Raw genomic sequence first — 21,024 nt, 5'->3', positions numbered from 1 at the left:
TTTCGGCCGCACCCGACCCACTTGGTCGGGTGCGGTTTTTTGCGGGTAGGTTCGCCGCGTGGAGCAAGCGCTGCTGATCCGGCACGGCCAGACCGAGTGGTCGGCCACCGGCCGGCACACCGGCCGTACGGACGTGCCGCTCGCCGCCGCCGGCGAGCGGCAGGCGGCGCGGCTGCGGCCACTGCTCGACCGGCTGCTCGACGGCCGCCAACCGGCGCTGGTGCTGTCCAGTCCGATGGCCCGTGCCCGGCGGACGGCGGAGCTCGCCGGCCTGCCGGCGCCGCGGGTGGACGACGACCTCCGGGAGATGGACTACGGCGCGTACGAAGGGCTCACGACACCGCAGATCGCCGCCGACGTGCCCGGCTTCACCGTGTGGACCCATCCGCTGCCGGACGGCGAGACACTGGAACAGGTCGGCGCGCGCGCCGACGCGGTGCTGGCCCGGCTCGCCGCGGCCGACGGCGTGGCGGTCGCGGTCGCGCACGGACACCTCCTCCGCGTGCTCGGCGCGCGCTGGATCGGCCTGGAGCCGGCCTGCGGCGGCTCGCTGATGCTCGGCACGGCGGCGGTCTGCGTACTCGGCGACGAGCACGGTCGTCCGGCTTTGCGACACTGGAACCTGCTGGCGGCGGACGACTGAGGTGGTGAGCGATATGCGGTCAAATATGCTGACCTGGGGTTTTTCTGGCGATCTGGTCGGGAAGCTGACGGACGGCATCGTGACCACTACGCTCTGGCCTGTGACGCCGTCCAGCACGACCCCGACGACCGGCCGGTGAACCCGATGTCAGGTGGAAACGCCATCGACACGCCGGCCGAGGATCCGACGACGCCGTCCCCGGCACAGCCACTGCTGGGCCGCGCCAACGGATACGGCGGCATCCCGGCTCAGAAGGGGGGACCTGGCAGCGTGGCGGACGCGGCGGGGTCAGGCGGGACGGACATTGTTTCCCTGCGGCTGCCGGCCTCCGGCGCCTATCTCTCGGTGCTGCGTACGGCCACCGCGGGCCTCGCGGCCCGGCTGGACTTCACCCTCGACGACATCGAAGACCTGCGGATCGCCGTCGACGAGGCCTGCGCGATGCTGCTGCCGGAGGCCCAGCACGGCAGCGACCTGCAGTGTGTCTTCGAGCTGTCCGCGGAGGCCATCGGCGTGCAGGTCTCGGTGGCCAGCTCCGCGACCCGCGAGCCGAGCCGCGACACCTTCGCCTGGATGGTGCTGTCCGCGCTGGCCGGCGACGTCGACTCCGCGCTGGCCGACGGCCAGCTCAGCATCCGGCTGCTCAAGCGCCGGCAGGCCCGCCGATGACCGCGCCGACGCCGAGCCAGACCGCCGCCGGTGCGCCACCGGCCGGACCGCCCCGCCAGCGCCGCGCCGAGTCCCGGGTCGGCGCGCATGACGCGTCGGCACTGTTCGCCGCGTTGCAGGCGGCGCCTGCGGGCAGCGCCGAGCACCGCCGGGCGCGCGACGAGCTCGTCCACCGGCATATGGCGCTGGTGCAGTTCCTGACCCGCCGGTTCCGGCACCGCGGCGAGTCGCCGGCCGACCTCGTCCAGGTCGCCACCATCGGCCTGATCAAGGCGATCGACCGGTTCGACCCGACCCGCGAGGTCGAGTTCACCACCTTCGCGACGCCGACGATCATCGGCGAGCTCAAGCGGCACTTCCGCGACCGCGCGTCCACGATCCGCGTGCCGCGCCGACTGCAGGAGCAACAGGCCGCGCTGTCCCGCGCGAGTACGGAGCTGTTCCAACGGCTCGGTCGCTCGCCGACGGTCGCCGAGCTCTCCGCGGCCACCGGCCTCACCGAGGAGCAGGCCCTCGACTGCCTGGAATGCGCACACGCGTACTCGACCGTCTCGCTGGACGCCGTCGTCACCTCGCCGAGCCTGGAGAGCTCCGCGGTCTTCGCCGCGATCCGTACGACCGACGAGGCGCTGGAGGAGGTCGAGCGCCGCGAGGCACTGCGACCGCTGCTCGACCAGCTTCCTGACCGCGAGCGCCGCATCGTCGTCCTGCGGTTCTTCCGCGGCATGACACAGTCGGAGATCGCCGCCGAGATCGGCATTTCGCAAATGCACGTGTCGCGGTTGTTGACGCGTACGCTCAGCATGCTCCGCGCCGGCCTCGCGGACTGATTTTTACTTGATCCCCAATGCTTTCGTGGTCGACGGCCAGACCAACAAAACGACGCCGGCGACACACAATGCGAAAAGAATCGCGCCGATAACCGGTAGGCCACCGGTCACCATGTAATAGCCGATCGGCAACGCCAACAAATGCAACGCGACCGACGGATTACGCGCGCCGGCGCGCAGGTTGAGCAGCAGCCAGCCGAGCCACGCGCAGAGCGCCGCGGCGGCGACCAACACGACGTCCATCGTGACGGCCCAGGCCAGCGACTGCGCCGGCAGCGTGAACGTGTCGATCACCGACCAGACGGCGACGCCGACCAGCGCGACCGCCTCCAGCTCCAGCAGGGCGATGACCGCGATGAGCGTTCCCGGCAGCGTACGCAGATGCTCCGTCAACGTGATCCGTTCCACCACGGTAACCAGCCTACCGACGGGTAAAATCCGATCGTGCGCGCGTTGTTGGTGGCGAATCCAGGTGCCACCACCACGACGTCCGGCACTCGTGACGTACTCATCCGCGCACTGCGTTCCGAGGTCGACCTCGAGGTGGCGACGACCAGCCGCCGCGGCCACGGCGCGGAGCTGGCCAAGCAGGCCCGGCTGGACGGCGTCGAGGTCGTCATCGCGCTCGGCGGCGACGGCACGGTCAACGAGCTCGTCAACGGTCTGCTGGCCGACGGCGTCAGCGACAAGGTGCCGGCGCTCGCGGTCGTACCGGGTGGCTCCGGCAACGTCTTCGCCCGCGCGCTCGGCCTGCCCAACGACCCGGTCGAGGCGACCTCGATCGTGTTGGAGGCGCTGCGCGAGCGGCGGAGCAGGTCGATCGGCCTCGGCAAAGCCAACGACCGGTGGTTCACCTTCTGCGCCGGCCTCGGCCTGGACGCGGAGATCATCCGGCGGGTCGAGCGGGCCCGCGTACGCGGTGAGACGGCGAGCGTCGCGCTCTATGTGCGGTCGACCTTCTCGCAGTATCTGACCGCCACCGACCGCTCAGAGCCGATGATCAGCCTGGTCCGGCCCGGCGGCGCGGTGGTCGAGGGGTTGTCCATGGTCGTCGTGCAGAACACCGTGCCGTGGACCTACTTCGGCCCGTATCCCGTCAGCTTCACCGACACCGCGTCCTTCGACACCGGCCTGGACATCTTCGCTATGCGTGGCCTGCATCCCGGCCGTACCGCGGTCGCCGCCGCGCAACTGCTGCTCATGCACCGCAAGCCCACCGGCCGCAGCACCTACCGGCTGCGCGATCAGGAGAGTTTCAGGATTATCTCACGCCGGCCTCTGGCGTTTCAGCTGGATGGCGACTACCTTGGCGAGTCCGACGAGGTCGCGTTCGAGGCTCATCCGCACGCGCTCAACGTCGTGGTGTAACCCTCGCGCACTTTCTGGCGATCTGCAGAACGACAGTCGGTGTGCAAACGTACGACCTATGCGTTGACCGAAAGTCCGATAACGCACTGCTACCAATGCATGACGAAGTATGGCGTAATGGGCAGGGTCCCTGGTATGACTACTGGGGAAGCACCGGTGAATTCGGTCACGAGCCGAATTGGGTGCGTCAAGGCCCTTGACATCGCCTGGCTTCGTGAAAGCATTCACAAGCAAGGCGGTACGGCCTTTCCGGTCAGCCGGCAAGGCTCCATGCACTACCCGAAGGACCTACGCACGGCCACGTGCGTGACATACCGCCCAACAATGACGTTGAGGAGAGAAGGCAATGGACTGGCGCCACCGCGCCCTCTGCCGTGACGAGGACCCCGAGCTTTTCTTCCCGATTGGCACCAGCGGTCCTGCGTTGCTGCAGGTCGAAGAAGCTAAAGCAGTGTGTCGGCGCTGCCCGGTGACCGAGATGTGCCTGGAGTGGGCATTGGAGTCCGGTCAGGACGCGGGTGTGTGGGGCGGCATGAGCGAGGACGAGAGGCGCGCGCTGAAGCGGCGCGGAGCCCGTCCCCGCGTGCACTCCGCCTGAGCGCGCATCGAGTTTCCCGGCTCGACAAGAACAGATCGAACGACCCGGACCAATGGCGGTCCGGGTCGTTCGCTTTGTCGGTACGCCGAAACGCCTATGTGTGCCGCGCATTTACGTTATGACCAGCGATAATTTCGCTCACTCAGCGTCACATTTGACGATTTTCTCAAAGAACTTCGACTTCGGTCTGCGCCGCCTTGTTGGTGAACGGCACGACGACCGCGGCCTCGGTGCCGCCGGTCGGCCGCGGCCGCAGTTCGATCGACCCGCCGAGCTCACTGGTCACCAGCGTGCGGACGATCTGCAGCCCCAGCCGGGTGGACGCCTGCAGGCTGAACCCCTCCGGCAGGCCGCGGCCGGAGTCCAGCACCTGGACCCGCAGCGTCTCCCCCTCGCGTTCGGCGACCAGCGTGACGTCGCCGCTCTGGCCGGGCAGATACGCGTGCTCGAGCGCGTTTTGCAGCAACTCGGTCACGACCATCGCCAGCGGTGTCGCGATCGGCGAGGCGAGCACGCCGAAGGTGCCTTCCTTGCGCAGCCGTACGGTCGTCTCGGTGCCGGCGACCTCGCCGACCATCGCGGAGATCTTGTTGACGATGCTGTCGAAGTCGACGGTCTCGTCCAGCGACAGCGACAGCGTCTCGTGCACCAACGCGATCGACGACACCCGGCGTACCGACTCCTGCAGCGCCACCCGCGCGTCCGGCGAGGTAACCCGGCGGGACTGCAGCCGCAGCAGCGCGGCGACGGTCTGCAGGTTGTTCTTCACCCGGTGGTGGATCTCCCGGATGGTCGCGTCCTTGGTCAGCAGGGCGCGGTCGCGACGGCGTACCTCGGTGACCTCACAGGCCAGCACGAGCGCGCCGATGTTCTCGCCGTCCGGCCGCAGCGGCAGCGCACGCAGCAGCACGACGGCGCTGTGTGCCTCGACCTCCATCCGGTCGGGTGAGGCGCCGGCCAGCGCGGCGAGGATGCGCTCGTTGGCCTCAGCGCCTTCCAGCGGGTCGTCGGCGAGGTCGTGGGTGAGCGGGCCGAGCTCCATCCCCTGCAGGTCGCCGGAGAAGCCGAGCCGGCGATACGCGGACTGCGCGTTGGGACTGGCGTAGTCGACCCGGCCGTCCGGGCCGAGCCGGATCACGCCGTCGCCGGCGCGTGGCAGGGACGTGTCCTCGGCCAGCACCGGCTGCCGCGGCGGGAACGAGCCGTCGGCGACCATCCGGCACAGGTCGTCGGCGCTGCGCAGGTAGGCCAGCTCCAGCTGGCTGGGCGCGCGCGTGGCGGCCAGGTTGGTGTCGCGGCCGAGCACCGCGACGACCTTGTCGCCGTTGCGTACCGGGATCGCCTCGTGCCGGGCCGGGATGTCGTCGATCCACTCCGGATCGCCCTCCCGCCAGATCCGGCCGGCGGTCGCCGCGGTCACCAGATGCGCGGAGGCCTCCACCGACAGCAGCCGGCCGACCTGGTCGTGCAGGTACGCGGTGGGACCGGTGGTCGGCCGGATGTGCGCGACGCAGAGGTACGCCGGCTCCAGGTAGGCGTCCGTCGTGGAGACCCACAGCAGCAGGTCGGCGAAGGACAGGTCGGCCAGCAGCTGCCAGTCGGCCGCCAGCCGGTGCAGGTGGTCGATGTCGTCGTCGGTCAGCGTGGAGTGCTGCTTGACCAGCTCGCGGAGGGTGGACACGTCAGGACAGCACGGCGATCGGGCCGCCATCCTGAAGGTGGTCGCCCATCCCGGCCCGGATCTGCTCAGCCATCGCACCACTCCTACTCGTGCTCACCCGGCTTGCATCCAATCATGCGTCCCGGCATGGCCGGCCCGATACACGCCGTACGGCCGGCATGGGACCCTGGTGGGAACGCTCGGAGAAGGGAGGACGACGTGGCGAAGAAGGCCCGCAAGAAGAAGGCGCGCAAGAACAAGAAGGCCAACCACGGCCGCAGGCCCAACTCCTGACCTTCGGTCCGCAGGGCCTCCCTACGTGCATGGGGTGCACGTAGGGAGGCCCTGCGGCGTTTCGACGCAACCCCGTCGCGGAGCCAGGTCTCTGTCCCCGCATGGAAGCAACCGCGGCGGACCTGCCGATAGCCGACACTGTGCGAGTGAACAGCGGCCGGGCGGCGGTGGAGGAGCTCTATCGGGTCGCCTACCAGCGGCTGGTCCGCAGCGTGTACGGCCTGACCGGCCACCTCGGCGAGGCGCAGGACATCGTGCACGACGCGTTCACCATCGCGATGTCCCGGCCGCACAAGGTGCGCGACGCCGACGACCCGGAAGCCTGGCTGCGTACCGTCGCGCTCAACCTCGCCAGACGGCGGTTTCGCCGGCGTGTGTGGATGGACCGGTTTCTGCGCAAGGAAAGACCGCCGGAGGCGGTCGCCGCGCCGGGCCTCGACCGGATTGCCGTACTCGCCGCGATGAAACAGCTGCCGCCAGCGAGTCGCGAGACGCTCGGCATGTTCTATCTGGCTGACCTCTCCGTCGAAGACATCAGCAAAACCCTCGGGATTCCCACCGGCACCGTGAAAGCGCGGCTGTCGAGAGGACGCGCGGCCCTGGCCGAGATTCTTGGAGAGACGGATGAATGACCTCGACTTCGCCAACGTACGCGCGGAAATCGACCAGCGGATGGCGCCGCCCATGCCGATCGAGGAAATCGCGCGCAACGCGCGGCGGCGCAACCGTACGCAGGCCGCGGTCGGCGCTGCCGCGGTCGTGGCTGTCATCGCGTTGGTTTCCAGCGGTGCGTATGCCTTGACGCACAACGAAAACAAGCACGACCCGCTGACCGGCCCCGAGTACGACCAACCGTTTCCCGCCGGATCCAGAGCCCTGCAAACCGCTCCGGTCGACAATACGATCAGCTACGCGCTGATTCAGGCTCAGGCCGGGAGCGGAAAGCTTCTGTTGGCTCGCACGTCCGACGGCGGACAGACCTGGACGACCCACGGGCTGCCGATCACGGTGCCGACGGATCCGACGACCGGGGTGGCCACACTGCAGATGAGCCTCCTGGTCCTGGATCAGGACACGATCGTCGTCGAGTCTCTGATCAGTCATGACGGCGGCAGCAGTTGGACACAGCGGCCGGATTTTGGTGCGCCAGTGGAGAAAGTTCCGGACGGCTGGGTGGTGCTTTCAGCAAACCAGATCCCACAGGTCGCCAGAGAGCATTCCAATACGACCGAACCAGTGCCGATCGTCATCAATCCCGCCGACGGTGGCATGCACGGCATGTCATCCGCGCCGAAGAACTGTTACACAACGTACACCGGTCAACCCGCGGACGGCTCGATCTGGTTGGAGTGCCGCGGCGGCACGGTGGTCAGCCATGACCGCGGTGTGACGTGGGTGCCGTTCCACGTGCTGCCCCAGGACGCCGGCAAGGGCACCGACTTCACCGAGATGTCCGACACCGAGCCGCTCGTCTCGGTGGACAGCGACGACGGACGCAACGGCTACGCGGTCGGCATCACGGTCGGCCCGAAGGGCAAGTCGATGCTGTTCCACACTGCGGACGGTGGTGCGACCTGGCAGAAGGCGACGGCCGTGGCCCGGATGATCCCGGCGCAGAACGGCGAACTGTCCAACGCCCTGGCCCTGGCCGACGGTTCGTTTCTGACCGGTGGTGGTACGACGAACACGCTGCCCTTGGCCCGCAGCACAGACAACGGAAAGACGTTCACGCCACTGGCAGCACCGTGTCCCACCGAGCTTCCGGTGCGTACGGCGACCGGAACGTACGTCTCGTTTCGCTGGAGCGACGTGGGAAGTCCGAAGAACATCTGGATGGTGTCGCAGGACGGCATCAGCTGGAAGCAGGTGCCGACTCCGCCGGGCGTACAGGCTCCGACAATCTAGCCGAAAACCCGGGCCTTGCCCGGGTTTTCGTTATTCCGCGCGGTATTCGCGGCGGTCGGCCTCGATCACGACCTCGCGCAGCTTGAGTTTCAACCGCACTTTCAGGCTTTCCGGCGCGCGGTCGCCGCCGCAGCAGCGCGACACCAGCGCCTTGACCTCCTGCTCGATGCCGAACTCGCGCAGGCACGGCGAGCAGTCATCCAGGTGCTCGCGGATCCGCGACCGCGAGGCGTCGTCGGTCTCGGCGTCAAGGTAGAGATAAACCTCTTCCAGCACCGACCGGCACTCCGGCTTGATGCCGTCGAAACTCGGGTCGCCGCCGCAGATGTCGTCCAGCTTCTGGACCAGCCGGTCGGCGCGGCCCCGCGAACTTTCGCTGTCCATCACGACACCTCTCCGGACGCGACCCGGTCGGCACCGGCCTCGGAGCCCTGGATGCCGCGCTCGGCGGCGTACCGCTCAAGCATCCGGCGCAGGTTGCGGCGACCGCGGTGCAGGCGCGACATCACGGTCCCGATCGGGGTCTCCATGATGTCGGCAATCTCCTTGTACGAGAAGCCCTCGACGTCGGCCAGGTAGACGGCGAGCCGGAACTCCTCCGGCAGCGCCTGCAGCGCTTCCTTCACGTCCGAGTCGGGGAGGTGGTCCAGCGCCTCGGTCTCGGCCGAGCGCAGGCCGGAGGAGCTGTGCGCCTCGGCGGCGGCCAGCTGCCAGTCCTCGATCTGCTCGGTCGGCGACTGCTGGGGCTGCCGCTGGCGCTTGCGGTAGGAGTTGATGAAGGTGTTGGTCAGGATCCGGTAGAGCCAGGCCTTGAGGTTCGTACCTTCCTGGAACTGGTGGAACGCGGCGAACGCCTTCACGTACGTCTCCTGGACCAGGTCCTCGGCGTCGGCCGGGTTGCGGGTCATCCGCATCGCGGCCGCGTAGAGCTGGTCCAGGAACGGAAGTGCGTCCCGCTCGAAGCGAGCATTGCGCTCCACAGCGGTTTCGTCGGTCACCAGGGCATCTCCGGGCTGTCGCACACCATGTCCCGCTGAGGATACGCTGCCAGGCGCGGCCCTGCCCGGACCGGCCGGCACGACGACCGGCCACTCGACGGTGTCCAACAGCAAGTTGTCCGTCGTGCGCTCTGGGGCTGCCATCATGCGCGTACGTCCTCCTCCTGCTCGGTCCTTACGGTGAGCAGAACGCCGCGCCCGGCAGCTATCTTCCCGCTGTGATCACGACCCCAGCGTCAGCTGCTCCGGCTCCTGCGGCACCTCGTCGCGCAGCTCCGGATAGTTGTTCTTCACGTTGCCGACCGCCGAGCCGACCGGCCGCAGCTCGATCGCGTCGAGGACCTTCGCCGGCGGCGGGGTCAGCAGGCCGTCCTCGGCGGCGAGCCAGCCGCTCCACCGGTCCGGCGTGAGGATCAGCGGCATCCGGTCGTGCACCTGGGCGAGGTGACCGACCGCGTCGGTGGTGACGACGCTGCAGCTCAGCACGCGCTCGTCGCCGCTCCCCCAGACCTCCCACAGGCCGGCGAAGGCGAGCACCGAGCCGTCCTTCGGCGTCATGTAGAAGGCCTGCTTGCCCGGCTGGTCCTCCAGCGGCTTCCACTCGTACCAGCCGTCCGCCGGCACGATTGCGCGCCGTCGCGCGTACGCGGTGCGAAACGCCGGCTTGTTGTCGAGCGAGTCGGCGCGCGCGTTGATGAACTTGGCACCCGTACGCAGGTCCTTGGCCCACCCCGGCACCAGACCCCACCGCACGACGTCGAGCACCCGCTTGGGGTTGTCGCGGTCGCGATGTGACATCCGCACGATCGGCACCGGATCGGTCGGGGCCACGTTGTAGGAGACCCGGAGCCGCTCGCGAGCCATGTCGGCCAACGCCGCATCGAAAAGCGTGCTCAACTCGTCCGCCGACCGCGTCGTCGCGTATCTCCCGCACATGACCCCACCCTACGGTCCCCGACCGACACGACCACGTCACCGAACTACCCGCTACGGCGAGAAACTGTCGTACCCACCTGCCAATCTCAACCCCCACCCAGAGTCGGGTGGGGGGTGGGTTGAGAGGCCGCGCGCGTGACAAAAATTGTCGTCGGCGAGGCGCCGGATGCACGCATGGTGGCCATGCGGACGCTGAACGCACGCATGGTGGCCATGCGGACGCTGAACGCACGCATGGTGGCCATGCGGACGCTGAACGCACGCATGGTGGCCATGCGTGCATCCTCCGGTTGGAGGCAGCCTCGACTCCACGGCGGCTGGCCGACCGGACAATGGTGATCATTTGGACGACCCGCGCGCCACAGGCAGCAACACGGCCTGGCAGGGGTCGACCCGGCAGGAAGCTGGCAGACTGAGCGGCGTGACGAGCGCACTCACCGACCCCTGGCCGGCGCCGACCGCGAGCGGCCCCGTGGACGCCGACGTACGGCTGCCGGGCTCCAAGTCCGCGACCAACCGGGCCCTGGTCCTGGCGGCGCTCTCAGAGCGTCCGGCGGTGCTACGTGGCGCCATGCGAGCACGCGACTCGGCTCTGATGGTCGGCGGCCTGCGTACGCTCGGCGTCGAGGTCGACGACACAGGCGCCGACTGGCGCGTGACCGGCGGCCCGATCAGCGGCGGCGGACGGGTCGACGTCGGCCTGTCGGGCACGGTCATGCGCTTCCTGCCGCCGGTGGCCGCGCTCGGCACCGGCCCGGTCCGGTTCTTCGGCGACCAAGGCGTCGAGAAGCGGCCGATGGGGATGCTCATCGACGGCCTGCGCCAGCTCGGCGTCGACATCGACGACGGCTGCCTCGGCGCGTTGCCGCTCACCGTGACCGGACGCGGCGCGGTGACCGGCCGCGAGGTGGCGATCGACGCGAGCGACTCGAGCCAGTTCCTGTCGGGCCTGCTGTTGGCGGCGCCGCGGTACGAGAAAGGCATCCTGCTGCGGCACACCGGCCAGATCCTGCCGTCGGCGCCGCACATCGCGATGACCGTACAAATGCTGCGCTCCGCCGGCGCTCAGGTCGACGACAGCCAGCCAAACGTCTGGGAGGTCGCGCCAGGGCCGCTGGAGGTCGGCGCCGTGGACATCGAGCCGGACCTGTCCAACGCCGCGCCGTTCCTGGCCGCAGCGCTGGTGACCGGCGGGACCGTACGCGTGGCCGGCTGGCCGACAACGACCGACCAGCCTGGCGACGCGCTGCGCGGTCTGCTCACCGAGATGGGGGCCACCGTCTCGCTCGACTCGACCGGGTTGACGGTGACCGGCGGACCGATCCACGGCATCGACGCCGACCTGCACGACGTCAGCGAGCTGACGCCGGCGATCGCGGCGCTGGCGGCGCTTGCCGACGGGCCTTCGACGCTGCGCGGAGTCGCGCACATCCGCGGCCACGAGACGGACCGCCTCGCCGCGCTGCGCGTGGAGATCAACAACCTCGGCGGCGGCGTCGAGGAGACCGCCGACGGCCTGAAGATCACGCCGAAACCGCTGCACGGAGGCGTTTTCGGCACGTACGCCGACCACCGGGTGGCGACCGCTGCGGCGATCATCGGTCTGGCCGTTGAGGGGATACGGATCGAGAACGTCGCCACGACCTCCAAGACATTGCCGGAATTCACCGAGCTCTGGACCGGGATGCTCGCGTCGTGACCGGACGCAGCCGGGGTGCGCGATACCTGGACGAAGACGACGTCCGCACCCGCCCCGGCCGCTCCTCGCGACCGCGTACGCGCACGCGTCCGGCGCATGCCGACGCTGCCAGCGGCCTGGTGATCGGCGTCGACCGCGGCCGCTACACGCTGCGCGTCGACGGCGCCACCGTCATCGCCATGCGAGCACGTGAGCTCGGACGCAAGTCTGTCGTCGTCGGCGACCGCGTCGGCGTCGTCGGCGACGTGACCGGCAATCCCGACGCGTTGGCGCGCATCGTACGGATCGAGCCGCGGTCGTCGGTCCTGCGGCGTACGGCGGACGACGACGATCCGTACGAGCGGGTCGTGGTCGCCAACGCCGACCAGCTGGTGATCGTCAGCGCGCTTGCCGATCCGCCGCCACGTACCGGCTTCATCGACCGCTGCCTCGCCGCCGCGTACGACGCCGGCATCGACCCGTTGCTGTGTCTCACGAAGGCGGATCTGGCCTCGCCTGACGAGATCGTCGGCGTCTACTCCGACCTGGAGCTGCCGGTCGTCACGTGCCGCCACGACCAGCCGCCGGATGCGCTGGCCGCCGAGCTGACCGACCGGATGAGCGTACTTATGGGCCATTCCGGCGTCGGCAAGTCGACTCTGGTGAACGCTCTGGTGCCTGGCACGGACCGGGCGATCGGCGTGGTGAGCGGGGTCGGCAAGGGCCGGCACACGTCCACCTCCGCGGTCGCGCTGGCGCTGCCAGCCGGCGGCTGGGTGATCGACACGCCTGGCGTCCGGTCCTTCGGTCTCGCGCATGTGTCGGCGGCCAGCCTGTTGGCGGCGTTTTCCGATCTGGAACCGGGGGCCGCCGACTGTCCGCCGGGATGCGCTCATCTGTCGGCGGCTGATGGCTGTGCTCTGGACGCGTACGTGGATGCCGGTGGCGCTCAGCCGCGGCGCCTCGCGTCGTACCGGCGCCTACTGGCATCCCGCGCCGCGTAGGTTGGGCCGCACGCCGCGATGCGGCTTGTTTGTGGGTGATCCGCAGCCGGAGCGGCCATGGCGTCCCGGTACGTGGCGAGAGAGCCCACTATGTGAGATGCATGGCAGATGTGGCGCTAAAAGTCCGCCTTGAGAAGTTCGCCGATGGCATGAGTGCCGAGTTACTAGCGTCAGACGCAAGAAACAAGGCTTTCATGCCCTCGCGATCACCAGAGGCTGTGACTGGCGTGACTAATGAGGCGAACAATACTGTTGTTACTAATGCGGCTGGCTTGCTCGGAAGACCCGACCCCGCCCGCAAACCGCCACCCGCACCCCTATGCACACCGATTGGCGTTCCCGCGCCCCTCCCTTGAGGTCGCTCGCCGCGTAGGCGCGCCCGCCGCGCAGGCGAAAAACCACCCACCCACCTACGCAACAAACGAGAGACGCAACCACTTACCCAACGCAACAACGAGAAACCCCAACCACCTCCCCCTCCACCCGTCAGATGCACGCATGGCCACCATGCGCGCATTGGACGCACGATAAGCGGCACCGTCGCCAGGATTTCAAGATCGACTTCTGCCGTTCTAAAAAAACCTCTCAACCCACCCCCCACCCGTCTGGGTGGGGGCCCAGATTGGCAGGTGGGTACGACAGTTTCGGGCTGTAGCGGGTAAACGGTTAGACAGGGTGGTGGCCGCCGATGCGCCAGTAGACGCCGGCTTCGCGGGCGAGCAGGGACTCGTCGACCAGGTAGCGGCGCAGGGCCGCGTGGTCGTCGTGCCAGGCGCGCAGGATCGCGTCGACCTCGCGTTCGGGATAGCGCACGCCGGGTTCGAAGGCGAGCGCGATGTGCTCCAGTACGGCCAACCGCTTGGCGCGAGCGGCCGGCATGGAGACCAGGCGGCCGTTGACGATGAAGGTGCGCAACGCGGAGACGACGGCGGGGTCGGTGGCGCCGAAGTCGTCGGCTTCGGAGACCTCGGTGGCGTCCTGCGCGAGTTGGCGCAGCGCGCCGGCGGCGACCGCCAGCTCACCGTCCACAGTGGACAGCAGGCCGCCGGCGACCAGAGCTCCGACCGCGCGTGACGCCTCCTTGGCGGTCAGTCCGGCGGCATCGGCGACGGCGGTGACGCGGGTGGCGCCGAGCGCGACCGCGGACAGTGCGCGCAGCCGGTTGGGCTCGGCGAGCAGGCGGATCACCGACAACGCCGTCAGCGGCTCGGACATCACGACTCCGGAAACGCGAGATGGTGCAGCAACGCCGTCAGCGACAGGCCGTTGTTGACCCGGCCCTCGTGGATGTGCCGCGCCAGGTCGGCCGCCGGCACCCACTCGATCCGGTCCGACTCGTACGCGTCCACCGGCTCACCGACATAGTCGGCCTCATCGGCGCGCAGGATGTGGAACGTCTGCCGCGCGGTGCCGTTGAAGGGGTGGTAGGTGATCAGCGACCGCAGCGGACCCGGCCGCCAGCCGGTCTCCTCCAGCGTCTCGCGCTCACCGGCCTGCTCCGGCGTCTCGCCTTCCTCCATCCGGCCGGCCGGCACTTCCCAGCTCCACGAGTCGGTGGTGAAGCGATGCCGCCACAGCAGCAGCACGGCACCGTCGGACGGCCGCGTCACGACCACACCGACGGCCGGATACGGATAGACGATGACGTGGTGGTCGATCTGCCGGCCGTCCGGCAACCGTACGTCGGCGATGGTGACATCGAGCCAACCACCGGCATAAACCGTCCGCTCACCACGCACCTGCCATCGCACGATGCCTGAGCCTATGCGATCGCGTTTCCCAGCCAGTCCCAGGCCTGTGGCTGCACCGCGTTCCAGCCGATCCGCGTGTGTCCGCCACTGGCCGCCTGGGTCAGCCGTACGCCGTCCGGCGCCTTCACCGCCTTGGAGAAGGTGACCGCCTGGTTGGTGTCGTCGACGCTGTCCACGGCCGCGAAGAGGAAGAACGACAGCGGCGGATGCGGCCGGTTGGCCACCGACCACAGCGGGCTGTTGGCCTGCTGCGCGGCCGCGTTGCCGCGATACAGGTCGCCGGTCGTGTTGTCGGTGATGGCGGTGAAATAGCCGGACAGGCTGGCCGCCGCGGAAAACCGCTTCGGAAAGAGCAAAGCCAGGTTGGCCGCGCAGAAACCGCCGGTGGAGTAACCCATCAGGGCCCAGCTGTGCCGGTCGGTCCGCGCGCGATAGAGCTTGGCGACCGCGTCCGGCACGTCCTCACCGAGGTAGGTCGCCGCCTGCGCGCCGCCGACCGCGTTGACACATTCGCTGTCCTGCGGATAGTTCGGGTCCTGCCGCGGCATCACGACGATCATCGCCGGCGCGCGACCGGCCTTGATCTCGGCGTCCAGATACTGCTTCATCCCGAGCGTGTTGACCCACGCGTACGGCGAACCAGGATATCCGGCCAACAACTCGACCACCGGATACTTGCGTTTGCGCTCGGACTTGTTGAAGTAGGAGCCCGGCAGATAGACCAGCGCGCTGAGGTCATAGCGGGTGCGCTTGCCGCGCAGCATCGTCTCCACGATCCGGCTCTTGGTCGCCTCGTTGCGGTCCACCAGACTGGTGAGGATCCGGCCGCCGAGCCCGGTCACCTCGCGCCGCAGCTTGTCCGGGCCGGTGCCGTTCTCGGTGCTCTGCACCGGCCGGTTGAACACCTCGTGCGCCTGGTTGTCCGTCGACGGTACGCCGAAAAGGTCACCCCAGGTGGTGTAGAAACCCTGGTCGGCGTTGACATATCCGGCCAGCGTCAGCAGGACCATGATCTGCGCCAGGAAAACCAGGCCGAGCCGGCGGCCCAGCTGCCATTTCCCGCGTTTCCAGGTCAACACCGCGAGCACGATTATCGCGATCGTCACCAGCGCGAGCAAGGCGACGAATATCATGTCGTTTGGCTGCATTATTCGCCTGTCCTCAGGCTCTCAATATCTTCCCGAGCCATTCCCACGCCGGCAACGACGCGTTGTGCCACACGTCGTCGTTGTGTCCACCTTTTGGCTGGATCACGTACGTCAGGCCGTCAGGTGCGTGGACCGCCGCGATGAACCGCTTCGTCGACGGGTATGAGCTCGGGTCGTCTTTGATGGCAAACAAATAGAAACTCATCGCCGGCCGGTTGTGCAGCTGCGCCGTGTGCACCGGCGAGTTGGCCGCCCGCAACGCCGCCGAGCCGCCGTAGAGGTCGCCGGTGGTGTCGTCGATGATCGCGTCGAAATAGCCGCCGATGCTGACCGACGCCGCGTACTCGGTCGGATGCCGCAACGCCAGGTTGGCCGAGCAGAAGCCGCCGGTGGACACCCCCATGGTGGCCCAGCCGGCCCGGTTGGGTGCGGTACGGAACGCCTGTTTGAGATAGGCCGGCACGTCGGTGGTGAGAAACGTGTCGACCTGGTCGCCACCGGCCGCGTTGACACACTCACTGTCCCGCGGCGGCGACGGATACTGGCCGGCGACCTCGGCGATCACCGGCGGGATCTTTCCCTCCGCGATCAGCGAGTCCAATGTGGACTGCAACTTCATGCCGATCAGCCAGGTCTGCAGCGATCCCGGATATCCGGAGAAAAGCTGCACCACCGGAAACGCACGGTGCTCGTTTGCCTTCTGGAAGTACGCGGCCGGCACGTACACCGCCATCGGCAGCGAGATGTGTGACTTTTCGCCTGGCACATAGGTGTTCTGCACCACACTGTGGGTGCCGTTGTCGGACAGGCTGGCCATTTTCTTGGCAAATGCCGCCGGCGCGCTGAGCTGGTTTTTACCCGGCGACGGCACCGGTTTGCCTTGCTGCGCAACGCTCGGCCCCTGCTCGCCGGAGGAAATGCCGAGCAGGTCCTCCCAGGAGGTGAAGAAGTATTCCTGCCGGTTGATCCAGGCCGCCGCCAGGCCGATCAGCATCACCTGCGCCAGCGCCAGGCCGATAATCCGTCGTGGCAGCTTCAGCCGGCCCCGATCCCAGGTGATCACCGTCACCGCGGTTATGCCGACAAACAGCACTGCCAGCACCACGAGCAACGAACGCGACATCAATCCCACGGTGTGTGAACTCCTGATCCCCAATGGCCTGCGGTGGCCATACCTGTGCTAGAGACGCTTAAGCAAGCTCTCAGGTTCCACCCAGATTGCCCTTAAGAAACCGGTACGGTGCGGACATGGCGACTTTTACCGACGACCTCGCGTTGGCTCATGTGCTGGCCGACACGGCCGACTCGATCTCCATGAGCCGGTTCAAGGCGTTGGACTTACGAGTCGACAGCAAGCCGGACATGACGCCGGTGTCCGACGCGGACACCGCGGTCGAGCAGGCGATCGCCGGCACGCTCTCCCGGACCCGCCCTCGGGACGCGCTGCTCGGCGAGGAATTCGGGGAACGTAGAGGAAAAGCGAGCGGCAGCGGCGGCCTGCGCCGGTGGGTCGTCGACCCGATCGACGGCACCGCCAACTACGTACGCGGCGTGCCGGTGTGGGCCACGCTGATCGCGCTGCTGGAAGGTGACGAGCCGGTCGTCGGCCTGGTGTCGGCTCCGGCGCTGAAGCAGCGCTGGTGGGCCGCCAAGGGTGGCGGCGCGTACGCCGGCCGCCAGCGGTCGTCGGCCACCGCGATCGCGGTCTCCGGGGTGACGAAACTCTCCGACGCGTCGCTGTCCTATTCCAGCATCGGCGACTGGTCGGACCGCGAGGACGCCTTCCTCGGGCTCACCCGGCGGGTGTGGCGGACGCGCGCCTACGGCGACTTCTACTCGTACGTGCTGCTCGCCGAAGGCGCGGTGGACATCGCCGCCGAGCCGGACGTCTCGCTGTGGGACCTGGCCGCGCTGGTGCCGATCGTCACCGAGGCCGGCGGCCGGTTCACCGACCTGGCCGGCAACTCCGGACCGGCCGGCGGCAGCGCGGTCGCCACCAACGGCCCGTTGCATGCCGAGGTGCTCGCGAGCCTGACCCCGTCCCGGGCCGAATCCGTGCCGCATACCTGACAGACGCGCCCGGTCCGTCCCGGGTTGCGCCGACCGCGAGGTTATGGCCGTATGGCCGAGGACTCCAGCCGAACGGCGTACGCCACGCCAGCGGGGTCGTCCAGCGGGAAAGACGGTGGCCAAGTAGGGTGCACGGGGTGTCCGCGGGATGGGGGTTTCTGGCGCTGGCCGTCGTCTTCTACGGCTTCGCCAACTTCCTCCAGGCGATCGCCGCGACCAGCGAGCGCGGCAGCACCAGGGTCGGGGCGCGAATGCTGTTCCGGCTGGCGACCCACCGCACCTACCTCGCCGGCATCCTCTGCCAGTTTCTCGGCTTCGTCTTCGCCTTCTTCGCGCGCGCGGACCTGCCGCTGTTCCTCGTACAGTCGGCGGCGGCCGGTGGCCTCGGCCTGACCACGCTGCTCGGCGTGATGATCCTCAAGTGGCGGCTGCCCAGCGTCGAGGTCGTGCTGCTCGGTGGCCTGGCCTTCGGGCTGGTCGCGCTGGTCATCTCCGCCGGCCCGTCGCCGTCCGAGCCGCTCAACGTCTTCGAGGTGGTCCTGCTCGCCGGTACGGCGGTCGGCATCGCGCTGCTCGGCCGGCCGGCGTCGCGGCTGCGCGGATCCGAGGGCGCGGTCGCGCTCGGCTCGCTGTCCGGCCTCGGCTTCAGCGCCGCCGCCATCGCCTCACGGCCGCTGGCCGGCCACGACACCATCCTGCAGTTCGTCGGCGACCCGCTGCTCTACATCGTCGTCGTCAACTCGATCATCGGACAGGTGCTGCTGGCGGCCGCCATGCAACGCGGCGCGACGACCGCCGCGGTGGCCTCCATGGAGGCGGCGACCGCCGTCCCCGCGGCCTTCTTCGGCGTCGTGCTGCTCGGCGACAAGATCCGTCCCGGCCTGACCTGGCTGGCCGTCCTCGGCTTCGTCGTGACGCTCACGTCGGTGCTGCTGATGACCCGGTTTTCCAGCGAGCAGCACGGCTCCACGCCAGGCGATTATCCGCTGCAGATGCGCCAGCGCCGGCGGACCCAGATCAGCAACAGCCGGTGGGTCGCCGCGCCGCGGCGGCGCAACACCAGGCGGCGCTATCGGCGCGGTCGTACGCCTCGCGTGCGCTGAGACTGAGACGCCGCAGGGCCTCCCCGCGCGCGGCTGGCGCAAGTAGGGAGGCCCTGCGGCTAACGAGCGTAAGGAGAGACCCGCGCCCTAACGAGCGCGTGCGACCGCGAAGACGGACTGGCCGAACGGCACCCGGACCTTGGACTCGATCCGGCGCTCGACCGGCACGTAGAGCTTGTCGTAGGCGGTGAGCATCGCGCTCTCCTGTGGACGCCGGTTGAGCAGCTTGACCGCTCCGTACCAGGCCAGCAGGCCCCACATGTTGATGTAGTGGCAGCGCTCGATCTCCAGGCCGGCCGCGGTCAGCGCCTCGGCCATGCTGCGCTTGGTGTAGCGGCGCTGGTGGCCGATCTCCAGGTCGAACCTGCTCATCGCGAACTGGAACGCCGGCACCACCAGCACGACCGCGCCGCCGGGCCGCACCAGGCCGGAGAAGGCCTTCAGTGCCTCGACCTGCTCGGGGATGTGCTCCAGCACGTTGTACGCGACGACCGCGGAGTAGTCGCCGGTCTCGTCGATCGGCACGGTGAGCTCGCGCACCTGCACCCGCGGGTCGCCGTCGAAGCGGCTGTGCAGGTCGCGCAGCCGAGCCGGGTCGGCCTCGCTGGCGGTCAGCTTCGGCACGCCCATGTCGGCCCAGTCGGAGGCGTAATAGCCCATCCCGGAGCCGATCTCCAGCACGTCGTCGCCGAAGTACGGCAGGCCGAGCGAGCAGAGCCAGCGCCGGTAGTTGCCGGCCGCGTTCAGGTCCTCCAGTACGTCGGACTGCAGCTCGGTGTCGCCGAGGACTTTGTTGCTCATGAGTCAGTTGGCTCCCGTAGATGTCGCTAACGCCGTTGTCAGCGGACCGGCGAGCGCTCGCAGCGCGCGGCCCCGGTGGCTCAGCTGGTCTTTCTCCTCCGCCGGCATCTCGGCGGTGGTGCGGCTGTGTCCGGTCGGCACGAAGATCGGATCGTACCCGAACCCGCCGTCCCCCCGTGGCTCGGAGGTGAGCGTACCGTCCACGCGGCCCACCACGACCTCCTCACCCCCGTCCGGTGTGACCAACGCCGCAGCGCAGACGAACGCCGCTCCGCGCCGCTCAGCCGGTACGTCGGAGATCTGCGCCAGCAGCAGGTCGAGGTTGGCCGCGTCGTCGCCGTGGCCGCCGGACCAGCGTGCCGACAGCACGCCCGGCATGCCGTTGAGCGCGTCGACCGCCAAGCCGGAGTCGTCGGCAACGGTGACCAACCCGGTGTGCCTGGCACCTTCGCGAGCCTTGAGCAGAGCGTTCTCCTCGAAGGTCGCGCCGGTCTCCGGGACCTCCTCATACTCCGGTACGTCGGCAAGCGTCAGCAACTCGACGGCGCCGAGATCGATGGAGACCAGGATGCGGTGCAGCTCGTCCAGCTTCTTGCGGTTGCGAGTGGCCACCAGCAGCCGGGTCACGCGCGCGCCTCTCGTTGCAGCCGGGTCAGCTCGGTCGTACCCACCACCGCGAGGTCGAGCAGCGCGTCCAGCCTGGCGCGGTCGAAGACGCCGTGCTCGGCGGTGCCCTGCACCTCGACGAACTCGCCGGCGCCGGTGCACACCACGTTCATGTCGACCTCGGCGGTCACGTCCTCGTCGTAGTTGAGATCCAGCCGCGGCTCGCCGTCGATCACGCCGACGCTGACCGCCGCCACCGAATTGGGCAGGGCCTTGGCCGGCTCGCTGGCCAGCGCGCCGCGGTTGGCGAGCCAGTCGACGGCGTCGGCCAGCGCCACGTACGCGCCGGTGATCGCCGCCGTACGCGTGCCGCCGTCCGCCTGCAGCACGTCACAGTCGAGCTGGATGGTGTTCTCGCCGAGCGCGGCCAGGTCGATCGCGGCGCGCAGGCTGCGGCCGACCAGCCGGCTGATCTCGTGCGTACGCCCGCCGACCCGGCCCTTGACGCTCTCCCGGTCGCCGCGGGTGTGCGTGGAGCGCGGCAGCATCGCGTACTCGGCGGTCACCCACCCCAGACCGCTGCCTTTGCGCCACCTCGGCACGCCTTCTGTCACGCTCGCCGCGCAGAGCACGCGGGTGCGGCCGAACTCCACCAGCACCGAGCCTTCGGCGTGGTCCAGCCAGTGTCTGGTGATGGTGACGGGACGGAGTTGGTCGGCACGCCGTCCATCCGGACGACCAGCGGCTGGCGTCATGCTCACGGAGCCTAGATGATGCCGTTACCGGCCATTTCCGCACCCGTCCGACGTCCCGCGGCGTGGGTCCGCGCGACGGGATGCCGCAGGGACCCCTTACGTGCGTGAGGCTGGCCGCGGGGACTCGCTACGTGCGCTGGACTTGAGTTTTGACCTCTGGGTTGGTGTTCCGCGCCACTGGACGCCCGACGGCTGGCCCTGCTCCGT

General features: G+C 68.9%; 25 protein-coding genes. 13 read left to right on the top strand and 12 right to left on the bottom strand.

All coding sequences use genetic code 11. From position 1 onward, the window contains the following. The first annotated feature begins 58 nt into the window (after positions 1-58). From GNX95_RS22455 to GNX95_RS22445, 3 genes are all read left to right on the top strand, one after another. Positions 59-643: a histidine phosphatase family protein gene (locus GNX95_RS22455; protein ID WP_163509355.1), complete on the top strand. Its 585-nt coding sequence runs from the start codon at positions 59-61 to the stop codon at positions 641-643. A 144-nt stretch (positions 644-787) separates the two neighbouring features. Beyond that, on the top strand, positions 788-1,312 hold the full coding sequence (locus tag GNX95_RS22450; RefSeq protein WP_222853818.1) for an ATP-binding protein: 525 nt from the start codon (positions 788-790) through the stop codon (positions 1,310-1,312). Next, positions 1,309-2,142, top strand: coding sequence for a SigB/SigF/SigG family RNA polymerase sigma factor (locus tag GNX95_RS22445; RefSeq protein ID WP_163509354.1), 834 nt, complete (start codon positions 1,309-1,311; stop codon positions 2,140-2,142). The genes GNX95_RS22450 and GNX95_RS22445 overlap by 4 nt, the downstream gene beginning before the upstream one ends. A 3-nt stretch (positions 2,143-2,145) precedes the next feature. Here the strand turns inward: GNX95_RS22445 and GNX95_RS22440 are convergent, their stop codons facing one another. Further along, entirely contained in the window at positions 2,146-2,553 is a 408-nt protein-coding gene (locus tag GNX95_RS22440; RefSeq protein WP_163509353.1) for a hypothetical protein, read from the bottom strand. Between the two features lie 33 nt (positions 2,554-2,586). Between GNX95_RS22440 and GNX95_RS22435 the strand changes: the two genes are divergently transcribed. Beyond that, positions 2,587-3,510 carry a diacylglycerol/lipid kinase family protein gene (locus GNX95_RS22435; RefSeq protein WP_163509352.1) on the top strand — a complete coding sequence of 308 codons (924 nt, stop codon included), beginning with the start codon at positions 2,587-2,589 and terminating at the stop codon, positions 3,508-3,510. Positions 3,511-3,856: 346 nt separating this feature from the next. After that, entirely contained in the window at positions 3,857-4,108 is a 252-nt protein-coding gene (locus GNX95_RS22430) for a WhiB family transcriptional regulator (protein ID WP_163509351.1), read from the top strand. Positions 4,109-4,274: 166 nt separating this feature from the next. Here the strand turns inward: GNX95_RS22430 and GNX95_RS22425 are convergent, their stop codons facing one another. Next, on the bottom strand, positions 4,275-5,789 hold the full coding sequence (locus tag GNX95_RS22425; protein ID WP_163509350.1) for a sensor histidine kinase: 1,515 nt from the start codon (positions 5,787-5,789) through the stop codon (positions 4,275-4,277). A 126-nt stretch (positions 5,790-5,915) separates the two neighbouring features. Here GNX95_RS22425 and GNX95_RS22420 point away from each other — a divergent pair, with 126 nt between their 5' ends. From GNX95_RS22420 to GNX95_RS22410, 3 genes are all read left to right on the top strand, one after another. Further along, positions 5,916-6,062 (top strand): 50S ribosomal protein bL37, encoded by a 147-nt coding sequence (locus GNX95_RS22420; RefSeq protein WP_163508081.1) that lies wholly within the window; start codon positions 5,916-5,918, stop codon positions 6,060-6,062. A 146-nt stretch (positions 6,063-6,208) separates the two neighbouring features. Continuing rightward, complete coding sequence (locus GNX95_RS22415) at positions 6,209-6,694, top strand: sigma-70 family RNA polymerase sigma factor (RefSeq protein WP_222853817.1); 486 nt, start codon at positions 6,209-6,211, stop codon at positions 6,692-6,694. Further along, positions 6,687-7,967 (top strand): sialidase family protein, encoded by a 1,281-nt coding sequence (locus GNX95_RS22410; protein WP_163509348.1) that lies wholly within the window; start codon positions 6,687-6,689, stop codon positions 7,965-7,967. Before GNX95_RS22415 ends, GNX95_RS22410 begins: the two co-directional genes overlap by 8 nt. A gap of 30 nt (positions 7,968-7,997) precedes the next feature. On the opposite strand, the gene rsrA is transcribed toward GNX95_RS22410, so the two are convergent. The 3 genes from rsrA to GNX95_RS22395 form a co-directional block, all read right to left on the bottom strand. After that, positions 7,998-8,351 carry a mycothiol system anti-sigma-R factor gene (rsrA, locus tag GNX95_RS22405; protein ID WP_163509347.1) on the bottom strand — a complete coding sequence of 118 codons (354 nt, stop codon included), beginning with the start codon at positions 8,349-8,351 and terminating at the stop codon, positions 7,998-8,000. Next, a complete protein-coding gene (locus tag GNX95_RS22400) occupies positions 8,351-9,112 on the bottom strand; it encodes a sigma-70 family RNA polymerase sigma factor (RefSeq protein ID WP_163509346.1) in 762 nt (253 codons plus the stop codon). Before GNX95_RS22400 ends, rsrA begins: the two co-directional genes overlap by 1 nt. A 75-nt stretch (positions 9,113-9,187) precedes the next feature. Continuing rightward, entirely contained in the window at positions 9,188-9,901 is a 714-nt protein-coding gene (locus tag GNX95_RS22395) for an SOS response-associated peptidase (RefSeq protein ID WP_163509345.1), read from the bottom strand. Between the two features lie 135 nt (positions 9,902-10,036). Between GNX95_RS22395 and GNX95_RS22390 the strand changes: the two genes are divergently transcribed. The 3 genes from GNX95_RS22390 (at position 10,037) to rsgA (ending at position 12,583) form a co-directional block, all read left to right on the top strand. Then, complete coding sequence (locus tag GNX95_RS22390) at positions 10,037-10,240, top strand: hypothetical protein (protein WP_163509344.1); 204 nt, start codon at positions 10,037-10,039, stop codon at positions 10,238-10,240. An 82-nt stretch (positions 10,241-10,322) separates the two neighbouring features. After that, a complete protein-coding gene (aroA, locus tag GNX95_RS22385; RefSeq protein WP_163509343.1) occupies positions 10,323-11,600 on the top strand; it encodes a 3-phosphoshikimate 1-carboxyvinyltransferase in 1,278 nt (425 codons plus the stop codon). Continuing rightward, complete coding sequence (gene rsgA / locus GNX95_RS22380; RefSeq protein ID WP_222853816.1) at positions 11,597-12,583, top strand: ribosome small subunit-dependent GTPase A; 987 nt, start codon at positions 11,597-11,599, stop codon at positions 12,581-12,583. Before aroA ends, rsgA begins: the two co-directional genes overlap by 4 nt. Before the next feature lie 666 nt (positions 12,584-13,249). Here the strand turns inward: rsgA and GNX95_RS22375 are convergent. Genes GNX95_RS22375 through GNX95_RS22360 form a run of 4 tightly spaced genes read right to left on the bottom strand, consistent with a single transcriptional unit; the run spans position 13,250 to position 16,605 of the window. Continuing rightward, positions 13,250-13,798, bottom strand: coding sequence for a DUF2087 domain-containing protein (locus GNX95_RS22375; protein ID WP_163509342.1), 549 nt, complete (start codon positions 13,796-13,798; stop codon positions 13,250-13,252). Continuing rightward, positions 13,798-14,334, bottom strand: coding sequence for an NUDIX domain-containing protein (locus tag GNX95_RS22370; RefSeq protein WP_163509341.1), 537 nt, complete (start codon positions 14,332-14,334; stop codon positions 13,798-13,800). The genes GNX95_RS22375 and GNX95_RS22370 overlap by 1 nt, the downstream gene beginning before the upstream one ends. 11 nt (positions 14,335-14,345) lie before the next feature. Further along, complete coding sequence (locus GNX95_RS22365) at positions 14,346-15,482, bottom strand: alpha/beta hydrolase (RefSeq protein WP_163509340.1); 1,137 nt, start codon at positions 15,480-15,482, stop codon at positions 14,346-14,348. Between the two features lie 13 nt (positions 15,483-15,495). Next, a complete protein-coding gene (locus GNX95_RS22360) occupies positions 15,496-16,605 on the bottom strand; it encodes an alpha/beta hydrolase (RefSeq protein WP_163509339.1) in 1,110 nt (369 codons plus the stop codon). Between the two features lie 125 nt (positions 16,606-16,730). On the opposite strand from GNX95_RS22360, the gene hisN reads away from it, so the two are divergent. Continuing rightward, entirely contained in the window at positions 16,731-17,552 is an 822-nt protein-coding gene (gene hisN / locus GNX95_RS22355; protein ID WP_163509338.1) for a histidinol-phosphatase, read from the top strand. 137 nt (positions 17,553-17,689) lie between these two features. Further along, positions 17,690-18,655: a hypothetical protein gene (locus GNX95_RS22350; protein WP_187369675.1), complete on the top strand. Its 966-nt coding sequence runs from the start codon at positions 17,690-17,692 to the stop codon at positions 18,653-18,655. Positions 18,656-18,742: 87 nt separating this feature from the next. Here GNX95_RS22350 and GNX95_RS22345 read toward each other — a convergent pair whose 3' ends face one another. Genes GNX95_RS22345 through rph form a run of 3 tightly spaced genes read right to left on the bottom strand, consistent with a single transcriptional unit; the run spans position 18,743 to position 20,817 of the window. After that, on the bottom strand, positions 18,743-19,456 hold the full coding sequence (locus GNX95_RS22345) for a class I SAM-dependent methyltransferase (protein WP_163509337.1): 714 nt from the start codon (positions 19,454-19,456) through the stop codon (positions 18,743-18,745). A 3-nt stretch (positions 19,457-19,459) separates the two neighbouring features. Further along, on the bottom strand, positions 19,460-20,083 hold the full coding sequence (rdgB, locus tag GNX95_RS22340) for an RdgB/HAM1 family non-canonical purine NTP pyrophosphatase (RefSeq protein WP_163509336.1): 624 nt from the start codon (positions 20,081-20,083) through the stop codon (positions 19,460-19,462). Then, a complete protein-coding gene (rph, locus tag GNX95_RS22335; protein WP_163509335.1) occupies positions 20,080-20,817 on the bottom strand; it encodes a ribonuclease PH in 738 nt (245 codons plus the stop codon). Before rph ends, rdgB begins: the two co-directional genes overlap by 4 nt. Between the last annotated feature and the right edge of the window lie 207 nt (positions 20,818-21,024).

The sequence above is a fragment of the Fodinicola acaciae genome (assembly GCF_010993745.1).
GTDB classification, from domain to species: domain Bacteria; phylum Actinomycetota; class Actinomycetes; order Mycobacteriales; family HKI-0501; genus Fodinicola; species Fodinicola acaciae.
Note: the sequence above shows the minus strand (reverse complement) of the source record. Positions and strands in the feature narration are given on the sequence as shown.

Excerpts from the sequence above, each read along its gene's own strand:
- hisN (WP_163509338.1), top strand. The coding sequence starts at position 16,731 with ATGGCGACTTTTACCGACGACCTCGCGTTGGCTCATGTGCTGGCCGAC.
- GNX95_RS22360 (WP_163509339.1), bottom strand. The coding sequence starts at position 16,605 with ATGTCGCGTTCGTTGCTCGTGGTGCTGGCAGTGCTGTTTGTCGGCATA.
- GNX95_RS22395 (WP_163509345.1), bottom strand. The coding sequence starts at position 9,901 with ATGTGCGGGAGATACGCGACGACGCGGTCGGCGGACGAGTTGAGCACG.
- rsrA (WP_163509347.1), bottom strand. The coding sequence starts at position 8,351 with ATGGACAGCGAAAGTTCGCGGGGCCGCGCCGACCGGCTGGTCCAGAAG.
- GNX95_RS22365 (WP_163509340.1), bottom strand. The coding sequence starts at position 15,482 with ATGCAGCCAAACGACATGATATTCGTCGCCTTGCTCGCGCTGGTGACG.
- GNX95_RS22410 (WP_163509348.1), top strand. The coding sequence starts at position 6,687 with ATGAATGACCTCGACTTCGCCAACGTACGCGCGGAAATCGACCAGCGG.
- GNX95_RS22400 (WP_163509346.1), bottom strand. The coding sequence starts at position 9,112 with ATGATGGCAGCCCCAGAGCGCACGACGGACAACTTGCTGTTGGACACC.
- GNX95_RS22375 (WP_163509342.1), bottom strand. The coding sequence starts at position 13,798 with ATGTCCGAGCCGCTGACGGCGTTGTCGGTGATCCGCCTGCTCGCCGAG.
- GNX95_RS22450 (WP_222853818.1), top strand. The coding sequence starts at position 788 with ATGTCAGGTGGAAACGCCATCGACACGCCGGCCGAGGATCCGACGACG.
- GNX95_RS22345 (WP_163509337.1), bottom strand. The coding sequence starts at position 19,456 with ATGAGCAACAAAGTCCTCGGCGACACCGAGCTGCAGTCCGACGTACTG.
- GNX95_RS22420 (WP_163508081.1), top strand. The coding sequence starts at position 5,916 with ATGGCCGGCCCGATACACGCCGTACGGCCGGCATGGGACCCTGGTGGG.
- rph (WP_163509335.1), bottom strand. The coding sequence starts at position 20,817 with ATGACGCCAGCCGCTGGTCGTCCGGATGGACGGCGTGCCGACCAACTC.
- GNX95_RS22430 (WP_163509351.1), top strand. The coding sequence starts at position 3,857 with ATGGACTGGCGCCACCGCGCCCTCTGCCGTGACGAGGACCCCGAGCTT.
- GNX95_RS22445 (WP_163509354.1), top strand. The coding sequence starts at position 1,309 with ATGACCGCGCCGACGCCGAGCCAGACCGCCGCCGGTGCGCCACCGGCC.